The organism is Rhodococcus sp. 114MFTsu3.1, from assembly GCF_000383555.1.
Lineage (GTDB): Bacteria > Actinomycetota > Actinomycetes > Mycobacteriales > Mycobacteriaceae > Rhodococcoides > Rhodococcoides fascians_E.
This window is the reverse complement of record NZ_KB911562.1, coordinates 80,354-92,314: the sequence shown is the minus strand read 5'-3', so window position 1 is coordinate 92,314 and position 11,961 is coordinate 80,354. Positions and strand designations below refer to the sequence as shown.

The 11,961-nt window shown below is 65.4% G+C and carries 2 protein-coding genes; both read left to right on the top strand.

The genetic code is table 11. The features are described 5' to 3' along the window. The coding region (locus H292_RS0125160) for an amino acid adenylation domain-containing protein (RefSeq protein ID WP_020113229.1) at positions 1-11,202 on the top strand (11,202 nt) is incomplete at its 5' end. A gap of 85 nt (positions 11,203-11,287) precedes the next feature. Further along, a complete protein-coding gene (locus H292_RS0125155) occupies positions 11,288-11,896 on the top strand; it encodes a hypothetical protein (RefSeq protein WP_020113228.1) in 609 nt (202 codons plus the stop codon). Positions 11,897-11,961 lie beyond the last annotated feature (65 nt).

Here is an 11,961-nt window from a genome sequence, read left to right as displayed (position 1 = left end):
CTGTTGGCCAGGTTGAGTGGTACCGAGGACATCGTGGTGGGTACGCCGATCGCGGGTCGTGGTGAGGCCGGGTTGGATGCGTTGGTCGGTATGTTCGTGGGGACGTTGGTGTTGCGGACGGAGGTGTCGGCGCACCTGTCGTTCGTGGAGTTGTTGGCGGCGACGCGGGCGGCAGATCTGGCTGCGTTCGACAACACCGATGTGCCGTTCGAGCGGTTGGTGGACGAGTTCGCGCCGTCGCGGTCGACGGATCATTCTCCGTTGTTCCAGGTGTTGTTGGAGTTCCAGAACAATGAGCGGGCGCACCTCGAGCTACCCGATCTCGTCGTCGACGGAGTCGACATCGATGCAGGCATCGCGAAGTTCGATCTGCAGTTGACCGTGTCCGAGAACTTCGACGACGACGGCGTTCCCTCCGGCATCGACATGGCGTTCACGTACGCCACCGATCTGTTCGAGGAGTCGACGGTTCGGGAGTTCGTCCGACGGTTCTCGATGCTCGTCGACGGCGTGACTGCTGCCCCCGACCGCGCCATCGGCGATGTCGACATACTGACGGACGACGAAGTTCACGCGCTCACTGTGGACTGGAATCACGAGGGATCGACTCCGTCGAACGACACTCTGGCGCAGCGTTTCGAAGCGTCGGCTGCACGGTTCCCGGATCACACTGCGGTGGTGTTCGGCAGTCGCCGCTACACCTACGCCGAGCTGGACGGGCGGTCCAATCAGCTTGCCCGTCACCTCGTGTCGCGAGGAGTCGGTCCGGAAACCCTGGTCGCGGTGGCGATGCCGCGCAACGCCGAACTGGTCGTCGTCCTGCTCGCGGTCCTCAAGGCAGGCGGCGGTTACCTGCCGGTGGACGTGACCTATCCGGCCGACCGGTTGGCGTTCATGCTCGAGGACGCTCGGCCGGTCTGTGTGGTGTCCACGATCGCCGATGTCACGGCAGTGCCGACCGACGAACTGACGACCGTTCTGCTCGACGATCCGTCCGTGGTCGAGGTGCTCGACGGTCTCGACTCGGGTCCGCTGACGCCGGACGAAGTCGGCGGACTCGTCGACGCGGAGTCGATCGCCTACGTCATCTACACCTCGGGCAGTACGGGCCGTCCCAAGGGCGTGCAGGTTGCGCACTCCACGGTGGCCACGCTGTTCGAGAACACCGTCGACTTGTTCGAGTTCGACGAGACCGATGTGTGGACGATGTTCCACTCCTACGCCTTCGACTTCTCGGTGTGGGAGCTGTGGGGGCCACTGCTCTACGGCGGCACCCTCGTGGCCGTCGACTACTACACCGCTCGGTCGCCGGAGTTGTTCCGAGAGTTGCTCGTTGCCGAACAGGTCACGGTTCTGAATCAGACCCCGACGGCGTTCTACCAGTTCGCCGAGGCAGACCGTGTCGCGCCTGCAGATTCCGCAGGACTTGCGTTGCGGTACATCGTCTTCGGCGGTGAAGCGCTCGACCTCGGTCAGCTCGGCCGGTGGTACGCACGCCACCCGGAGAACGCTCCGACGTTGGTGAACATGTACGGAATCACCGAGACCACCGTGCACGTGAGCCACCTTGCGCTGACCGAGCAGTTCGCTGCCTCGGCGTCGGCGAGCGTCATCGGCCAGGCGATCCCCGGGCTCTCGGTGTCGGTCCGCGACAACAGGTTGCGGCTCGTTCCGCCTGGAGTGACCGGCGAGATGTACGTCTCGGGTGGCCAGCTGTCCCGGGGATACCTCGGACGCGCCGGACTGTCGGCAACGCGTTTCGTCGCCGACCCGGACGACACCGACGGCGCACGGATGTACCGAACGGGCGACACCGCTCGATGGAACCGCGAAGGTCGGCTCGAATACCTCGGTCGTAGTGACATGCAGGTCCAACTGCACGGGTTCCGTATCGAGCTCGGCGAGATCGAATCGGCTCTGCTCGGAGTCGACGGAGTTGCGCAGTCCGTGGTCTCGGTGCGCGACGACGGGGCCGGTGATCGACTGGTCGGATACGTCGTACCCGAGGCCGGGCGCACGCTCGACGTCGCAGGTGTTCTCGACGACGTCGCCTCGTCGTTGACGTCGTACATGGTGCCTGCGGCACTCGTCGTGCTGGCGGAGCTCCCGCTGACCGCGAACGGAAAGCTCGACCGCAAAGCGCTACCCGCGCCGGACTTCTCGTCTCGGGTCACTCAGAGCCGGGCACCCGCGTCCGAGATCGAACACAGCCTGGCCGCGCTGTTCGCCGAGGTGCTCGGGCTGGACACCGTCGGCGTCGACGACTCGTTCTTCGCTCTCGGCGGAGACAGCATCATGTCGATTCAGCTCGTGTCTCGCGCCAAGGCAGCAGGTCTCGTCATCGCCCCCCGCGACGTGTTCGAGCGCAAGACCGTCGCCGGTCTCGCCGAGGTGGTGGCACTCGTCGGCGACGCCGACGTCGTCGTGCTGGAGGAACTGCCAGGAGGAGGCGTCGGAGATCTACCTCTGACTCCGATCGTGCAGTGGATGCTCGAGCGGAGCGAGGAGTTCGGTCGATACACCCAGACTGCACTTCTGCAGCTGCCGAAGTCCATCGACCGGTCGACTCTCGAGAGCACGGTCCAGGCGATTCTCGATACCCACGACATGCTCAGGGCACAGCTGTATCGCGACGACAACGGCGTGTGGACCGAGACGGTCGCGGCCGTGGGCTCGGTCTCGGCCTCCTCGGTGCTCCACCATGTGACGGTCGACGACGTGTCCGGCGACGCCTTCTCGGCACAGGCTGCTGCGGAACTGGATCAGGCAGCGGACCGACTCGATCCGTCGACCGGCCGCATGATCCAGATGGTCTGGTTCGAATCTCCCAGCGGTGCGGGCCGCTTGCTCGTCGTCGCACACCACCTGGTGATCGACGGTGTCTCGTGGAGAATTCTGGTTCCGGATCTCGCGTCGGCGTGGTCTCAGGTAGTAGCGGGGGACCAGCCGGCACTTGCTCCCACCGGCACGTCGATGCGTCGCTGGGCAACCGGACTGGTCGACGTCGCCGCCGAGCGCACCGACGAACTCGCGTTGTGGACGTCGATCCTCGACGGACCCGATCCGCTGATCGGAGCTCGTGCGCTCGACCCCACAGTGGACGTCGACGCTACGGTCGAACGCATCAGGGCGTCGTTGCCGGTCACCGTCACCGAGCGCTTGCTCACCACAGTCCCGGAGAAGTTCCACGGAAGCGTCGGCGACGGTCTGCTCGCGGGCCTCGCACTGGCGTTGATCGCCTGGCGCAACGAACGCGGCGCCGATGGCGACACGCCGCTGAGCGATGCGTTGTTGAGCCTGGAAGGGCACGGACGCGAGGACGGCGTCGTACCCGGTGCCGATCTCGGCCGCACGATGGGATGGTTCACGACCATCTTCCCGGTCCGCCTCGACCTGAACGGAATCGACGTCGCCGACGCCTTTGCCGGAGGGTCGGCTGCGGGCGAGGCGATCAAGGCCGTCAAGGAACAGTTGCTGGCCATCCCGGACCACGGCATCGGGTTCGGTATGGCGCGGTACCTCACCGACGAAGGTCGGGCCGCGCTGGCCGGATTCCCGAAGCCTCAGGTCAGCTTCAACTACCTGGGTCGATTCGCCACGGGCAGTTCCGAGGGAATGGACGACGTCGGCTGGATCCCGGTGTCCGACACCACGCTCGGCGATGCACAGAATCCCGACATGCCGGTGCCGGCGCTGCTGGACATCAACGCGGTCACCAACACCACCGACCAAGGTCCGGTACTGGACGCGACGTTCGCGTTCCCGTCCGGCGTCCTCACCGCACCCGAGGTCGATCGCCTGGTGGAACTGTGGGTGGAGGCACTGACAGCACTGACCACTCACGCCGACGCGCCCGAAGCCGGCGGGTACACACCGTCCGACCTCGAGCTCGTCGACATCGATCAGCCGACGATCAGCGCTCTGGAAAATCGATTCCCGGATCTCGACGATGTCTGGTCGATGTCTCCGCTGCAGTCCGGGCTCCTGTTCCACGCGAGACTCGCAGGTGAGGTCGCCGCGGATGTCGCACTGGAGGTCGATACGGGTGTCGACGCCTACATGGTGCAGCTCGGACTCGAGCTTCGCGGCGTCGTGGATGCGGATCGTATGAAAGCCGCGGCACAGACGTTGCTCGACCGGCATGCGAACCTGCGGACAGCGTTCGTGCACAACTCGAACGGTGATTCGGTGCAGGTCGTACAGACGGGGATCGACGTGCCGTGGTCGCACGTGGACCTGTCGGGTACGCCGGATCCCGACGCAGCGCTCGACTCGGTGCTCCGGCAGGACCGCGCACGCAGGTTCGCACTGGATCACGCTCCGCTGCTTCGGTTCACGCTGATCACGAAATCCGTCGGTGCGGACGGCACGGGGGAGTGGCGCTTGCTGCTCACCAACCACCACATCCTGCTCGACGGCTGGTCCACGCCGCTGCTGATCAAGGAACTGTTGACGTTGTACGCGACGGCCGGCGACGATTCGATGTTGCCCCGCGTTCCCGCGTACCGCGATTACCTGAGCTGGATGCGGCGCCGGGATGCAGCCGCATCCAAGGCGGAGTGGGTTCGGGCATTGTGCGGTGTCGAGGAACCGACCTTGCTGGCCGACGCGGACCGCGGGCGAAAGCTCGAGGCAGTGTCCGTCGAATCGACGCAATCGCTCTCGAAGGCGATCACCGCTGCCCTGCGGGATCTGGCAGCGCACCGCGGCGCGACGCTCAACACCATCGTGCAGAGCGCATGGGGCGTCGTACTGGCGGCACTGACCGGTCGTGACGATGTCGTCTTCGGGGCGACTGTCTCGGGTCGCCCACCGGAGATCCCCGGCATCGAATCGATGATCGGTTTGTTCATCAACACACTGCCGGTGCGCATCACGCTCGATCCGGCCGAAGCCGTCGGAGATCTCGTCGACCGGGTACAGGTGGAACAAGCGAGCCTGCTCGATCACCACTACCTCGGCTTGACCGATATCCAGAGGGCCGCCGGAAACGGTGTCTCGTTCGACACCCTGACGGTCTTCGAGTCGTACCCGGTGGACAAAGCCGGGCTGTCGGAGGACACCGACATCGCCGGGCTGAAGGTTGCCGACGTTCTCGGTACGGATGCGGCGCACTACCCGTTGACACTCGTCGCGTCCGTGGACGACAGGTTGCACCTGAAGGTCAAGTACCTGCCCGAGCTCTTCACTGCCGACGACGTCGAGCGGATCATCGCGCGTATTTCTCGGGTTCTGCACGCCGTCGTCGAGAACGACAGAACGCCGCTGGCCCGTATCGACCTGCTGGCCGAGTCCGAGCGCGCTGCCCTCGCACCGGTCCACGGACCTCGGGGACGCTCCACCGTGCTCCTCGGTCACATCTTCGAGAACGCAGCGAAGAAGTCCGCCGGCCGGGTCGCGTTGCGGTTCGGTACCGAATCGCTCGGCTACGACGAACTGGACAGCCGTTCCACTCGCCTCGCTCGGCTGCTCCTGCAGCGCGGCGTATCCGCCGAGTCGTTCGTCGCGCTCGGTCTTCCACGCTCGATCGAATCGGTCGTCGCTGTCTGGGCCGTCGCCAAGACAGGTGCAGCGTTCGTTCCGGTCGACCCGGGATATCCGCGGGATCGCATCGAACACATGGTGACCGACTCGCGCGCCCAGTTCGGACTGACGATCGCAGACAGGCTCGGGGACCTCCCGAAAACTGTCGCCGACGGCATGCCCTGGATCGTGCTCGACGATCCAGCGACCGACGCCGAGCTGCAGGCCATGCCTGCCGAACCGCTGGCGGAACACGAACGTGTCGCCGGCCTCGGGGTCGACAGCACCGCCTACGCCATCTACACCTCGGGCTCGACGGGTCTGCCCAAGGGCGTCGTGGTGACGCACTCCGGTCTGGAGAACTTCGCGCAAGAACAGGCCGAGCGATACTCGGTCACGCCCGAGTCGAGAACTCTGCACGTGTCGTCGCCGAGCTTCGACGCGTCGGTGCTCGAATATCTGCTGGCCTTCGGTGCCGGAGCAACGATGGTCATCGTGCCGCCGACGGTCTACGGCGGCGAGGAACTGCACCGAATCCTGTCCGACGAAGCCGTGACGCACGCGTTCATCACTCCGTCGGCGCTGGCGTCGGTCGATCCCGGTGGCCTGGAGACGTTCGCTCACGTGGTCGTCGGCGGTGAGGCCGTACCGGCAGAACTGGTGTCCAAGTGGGCCCCGGGACGCAAGCTCTACAACGGGTACGGCCCGACCGAAGCCACCATCATGTCCAACATCAGTGATCCACTGGACGCGTCGGCTGCTCTGACGATCGGTGGTCCGATCCGAGGCGTCCACGAGGTCGTGCTCGACAGCAGGCTGCAACCGGTACCCGTGGGCGTGACAGGTGAGCTGTATCTGGCCGGCGTCGGTCTCGCCCGGGGATACCACGACCGTCCGGCTCTGAGTGCGGTGCGTTTCGTGGCCGATCCGTTCGGCGCTCCCGGTGAGCGGATGTACCGCACGGGCGACCTCGTCCGCTGGAGGAGTGGAGCCCGCGGAACGACCATGGACTCGAGTGGAGCCCGCGGAACGACCATGGACTCGAGTGGAGCCCGCGGAACGACCATGGACTCGAGTGGAGCCGGCGGGAGTTACACGATCGAGTATGTCGGGCGGAGTGACTTCCAGGTCAAGGTGCGCGGCTTCCGCATCGAGCTCGGTGAGATCGACGCGGTGCTCGCCACGCATCCGGCTGTCGATTTCGTTGCGACGATCGGCGCCGAATCACCCTCCGGTGCCACCGTTCTGGTTGCGTACGTCCGTGCGTCGACGTCGGGTTCGACGCTCGATCACGGTGAGCTGACGGCGCACGCGTCCGAGCGGCTACCGGGCCACATGGTGCCGTCTGCGTTCGTTCAGCTCGACGACATCCCGCTGACTCCGGTCGGCAAGCTGGATCGGCGCGCGCTGCCGACGCCCGAGTTCGATTCCGACGGTGTGGATTTCGTCGCACCTCGGACGGACGCCGAGGCATCGGTGGCCGAGGTGTTCGCCGAGATCCTCGGAGCAGACCGCGTGGGTGCGCTGGACAACTTCTTCGATCGCGGTGGTGACTCGCTGTCTGCGACTCGGGTGATTGCCCGTGTCAATGCCGAATTCGGGACTCGGATCGGCGTGCGCAGCATTTTCGAGGCTCCGACCGTGGCGGGACTCGCCGGCCTCGTTGCCGGATCGGCGGGAGATTCCGGCGGACGTCCGGTCTTGCGGTCCGTCGAGCGGCCTGAGGCGGTACCGCTGTCGCTGGCCCAGCAGCGCATGTGGTTCATCAACCGGTTCGATCCGGCCTCGCCCGCATACAACGTTCCTCTGGTCGTGAAACTCACCGGGTCGTTGGACGAGTCCGCGCTAGGAGCAGCTGTCGCGGACGTACTCGAGCGGCACGAGTCGCTGCGTACGACGTTCCCGAACGTCGGGCGGTCGCCCGCACAGGTGATTCACTCCGCCGCGGAGGTCATCCCCGAGGTGACGGTCGAATCGGTGCGTGACAACGAACTGGTCGACGCGCTCGGTCGCTTCGCGGGCCGCGGGTTCGACGTCACGACGGAAATCCCGATTCGTCTGGCGCTCTATCGAACCGGCGAGGACTCCCATGTGCTCGCCGTGGTCGTGCACCACATCGCGGCGGACGGAGCTTCGATGGCACCGCTCGCACGCGACGTCATGGTCGCGTACTCGTCGAGGACGGCGGGTTCGGCACCGGCGTGGAGTCCCCTCGAAGTGCAGTACGCCGACTACACGCTGTGGCAGCGAGAACTGCTCGGCTCCGAGGACGACGAGAACAGCGTCGCCGCACAGCAACTCGGATTCTGGCGAACCGCCCTGCGCGGTACACCTGATCTGCTGCCCTTGCCCACCGACCGTCCACGTCCGACCAACCAGGACTTCCGCGGTGGGCGCGTCAAGTTCGACATCGATGCAGATCTGCATCGTCGGGTGGTGGAGTTCTCCCGTGACCGCGGTGCGACGATGTTCATGGTCGTGCACAGTGCGTTCGCGGCGACACTGGCCAGGCTCAGCGGAATCGACGACATCGCGATCACCACACCGGTCGCCGGTCGCGGTGAGGCGGCGCTGGACGACCTCGTCGGCATGTTCGTGAACACTCTGGTCCTGCGCACGGTCGTCGACGGTGCGGAGTCCTTCGAGTCGTTGCTCGGCCGTGTCGTCGAGTCGGACCTCGAAGCGTTCGGCCACACGGAGATTCCGTTCGAGCGTGTCGTGGAAGTCCTCAACCCGACTCGGTCCACGTCGTACGCTCCGCTGTCGCAGGTTGCGCTGTCGTTCCAGAACAACACAGCTGCACGGTTGGACCTACCGGAGCTGACCGTCGAAGGCGTCGATTTCGATGTGCCGGTTGCCAAGCAGGACCTTCAGTTGCTGCTGGCGGAGACGTTCGTCGACGCCGGCGAACCCGCCGGTATCGACGGTGCATTCGACTTCGCGACGTCGCTGTTCGACGCTGCGACAGTTCAGACGTTCGCGGACAGATTCGTTCGTATCCTGCGCGCTGCCGTGTCGGCACCGTCCGCACCGATCGGGGATGCCGACGTGCTCGGCGAACACGAGCATCCGGCCCTCGCGCCGGCCAGGGGCGAGGCGGGCGGTCCGTTCCGGACGTGGCCGATGATTCTCGCCGACGCTGCCGCCGCGAACCCGGACGGTATCGCCGTCGAGTACGGCGACGTCGAATTGTCCTACCGCCAGTTGGACGAGTGGTCGACCCGTATCGCGCGAATGCTCATCGATTTCGGTGTCGGGCCGGAGACGTTCGTTGCGCTGGCTCTGCCGAGGTCGATCGAGTCCATTCTGTCCATCTGGTCCGTCGCGAAGACGGGTGCCGCGTTCCTTCCCGTCGACCCGAACTACCCGTCGGATCGCATCGCGCACATGCTCGACGATTCCCGTGCGCCGATCGGACTGACCGTAGGAGACCACCGAGATTCCCTGCCGGACAGCATCACCTGGCTCGTGGTGGACGACGAGGATTTCGCCGCCGACATCAAGCGGTACCCGACCTCGCCGGTGACCGACGCGGACAGGGTCACTCCGCTTCACCTCGACAACCCCGCATACCTGATCTACACGTCGGGATCGACCGGTCGACCGAAGGGCGTCGCGGTGCGGCACCGAGGCCTTGCGAACCTCGAGGACGAGGTCACGTTGCGTTTCCACCCGACGCAGCACTCCAGGATCTCGCACATCGCGTCCCCGAGTTTCGACGCATCGATCTACGAGTTGACGATGGCGTTCGGCGTGGGCGCCACCATGGTGATCGTTCCTCCCGGTGTCTTCGGCGGCGACGACCTGGCCGATCTGCTGGAGCGCTCGCGGGTGACGCACGCCTTCCTCACGCCGGCTGCGCTCGCGTCGATCGACCCCACGCGCCTCGGCGACGTCGGCGTCCTGGCGGTCGGTGGCGAAGCGTGCACTCCGGAACTGGTGGCACGGTGGGCACCGGGCCGAATGATGTTCAACGGCTACGGACCGACGGAAACGACGATCCAGGCCAGCGTCGGCGGCCCGCTCGTACCGGGACGGACGATCGACGTGGGCAGCCCGGCGATCGGGTTCCGCTTCCTCGTGCTCGACGCCAGACTTCGGCCGGTGCCGGCGGGCGTCGCGGGTGAGTTGTACATCGCCGGACCGGGAACGGCCCGCGGTTACGTGGAGAGGTTCGCCTTGACGGCGGAACGGTTCGTTGCCGACCCGTACGGCGAAGCGGGCGAACGCATGTACCGGACCGGCGATGTCGTGCGGTGGGTGAGCTCGGCGCACGGAGACGAATCGGGTGAACTGAAGATCGAGTTCGTCGGTCGCAGTGACTTCCAGGTCAAGGTCCGTGGCTTCCGGATCGAACTGGGTGAGATCGACTCGGTGCTCACCGACCACCCTGCGCTGAACTTCGCTGCGACGATCGGGCACACCGCGCCGTCGGGCGACACGGTGCTCGTGTCGTACGTTCGAACGATCTCCGGGGTCGAGGTCGGGTCCGTCGAGGTCACCGAACACGTGGCGACGGTTCTTCCACGACACATGGTTCCGACGGCAATCGTCTTCCTCGACGAGATTCCGCTGACGCCCGTCGGCAAGCTCGACCGCCGTGCGTTGCCGGTGCCGGAGCTGACGGCGTCCACCGTGCCGTACCGCGCGCCGTCGACCGCAACCGAACAGGCGGTCGTGGATGTGTTCGCCGACGTCCTCGGTGTCGAGCGCGTCGGAGTCGACGACAACTTCTTCGACCTCGGCGGTACGTCACTCGTCGCAACCCGAGTGGTACCGGCGTTGGAATCTGCGACCGGTGTGAGGGTTCCGCTGCAGGCACTGTTCCTCGATCCGACGCCGGCCGGACTTGCGGCGCGGGTGGACAGCAGCGAGGACACGGCTGGGGCGGGCTTGAACAGCGCATTCGGTGTGGTCGTACCTCTCCGCGCAGAAGGCAGCGGAGACCCGCTGTTCTGCATCCATCCCGGAATCGGGTTGTCGTGGGGGTATTCGGGAATCGTCCGGCACCTCGCCGACGATCGACCGGTGTACGGCCTGCAGCTGCCGAGTATCACCGAGGGAGGGTCGTTCGATTCGATCCAGGCGCTGGCAGCTCGGTACGCGCAGGAGATCCGTCGGGTCCGTCCCGCCGGTCCGTACAACCTGCTCGGTTGGTCTCTCGGCGGTGCTGTCGCCCATGCGGTGGCGGTCGAGCTCCGGCGGGGCGGAGCGGATGTCGATTCGTTGACCATCATGGACAGCTACGTCGAGTCCGGTGACGACACTCCTCAGGGGAAGCTCAGCGTCGAGGAACTACTCGAGGGGCTCGGACTCGACCTGCCGACCGTCGCGTCGGATGGGCCGCTGACCTACGAGGGCGCTGTCGAATTGTTGTCGGCGTCGTTCGGACAGGACACCGGTCTGACCCCGGAGCACCTCGAGCGCATCAACGACGGTTTTGCCAATTCGACGTCGATCATGAGTCGTTTCGTGCCCGACGTCTTCGACGGGAATGTCTTGTTCTTCGCGGCAGGTCGCGGGTCGGGTGACGGGGTCGACCGCGATCCAGCGGTATGGAATGCATTCATCGAAGGAGAACTTGAAATCAGGACGATCGATTGTGCCCACAATCAAATGATCGAACCCGAAGTTCTTTCCGAAGTCGGCAATGTTCTGGAGAATTATCTGGCGAAATAGAGTGCTTTTCTCTTCTGAAATGGACGACCGAGGAATACTATTGGGCGTCCGGTAACAGTGGTTCGACTACGGTCTGGGGATACCTGTGAAACGAAGGAAATCAGTTGCGACGACGGCGGCGACCGTTCTCGCGGTTGCGTCGGTGGCAATCGCTGTCGGCGGTGGCACCGCGAATGCGGACCCCACCGAATCCGTGGGCTACGAAACGTCCGTCACGACGGATGGATCCGTCAGCACAATCCTCGACGCAGGCGCTTTCCGTATCGACAGCAGTGACAATTCGGTGGACGTCGTGGGTAACTCCGGGACGGTTCTCGCGAGTCTGCCGCTGACGTACTCCGTGAACGGCGCGACCTATTCGATCGCCCCAGCAGTGGTGGGGGACAGGAAATTGCTCCTGACCCCGCAGCCGGCGTCGTTGATCAACGACGCAGCAGGACCGGTCAGCAAGCAAGCCGCGTTCGACAACATGATCAATCAGATCGTGATCGGATACACCGGCGGCGGAGCAGTCGGAACCGCAGTCGGCGCCGGCCTCGGCTTTGCAATCGGTTGCGTGTCGATCTTCCCGAACTTCATTGCCGGGTGCATCATCGGTACCGCCATCGGCGTCGTTGCCGGAACCATCATCGGCACCGTCAACGCAAACCCGAATGTGCAGCCCGCGGTGTTCGAGTACTTCACGACACCGTAGTTTCCGTGGGCCGACATGGTCGGCCAAGCATCGAATCCGCCATGGGACCGAGGTGGGAGGACCGG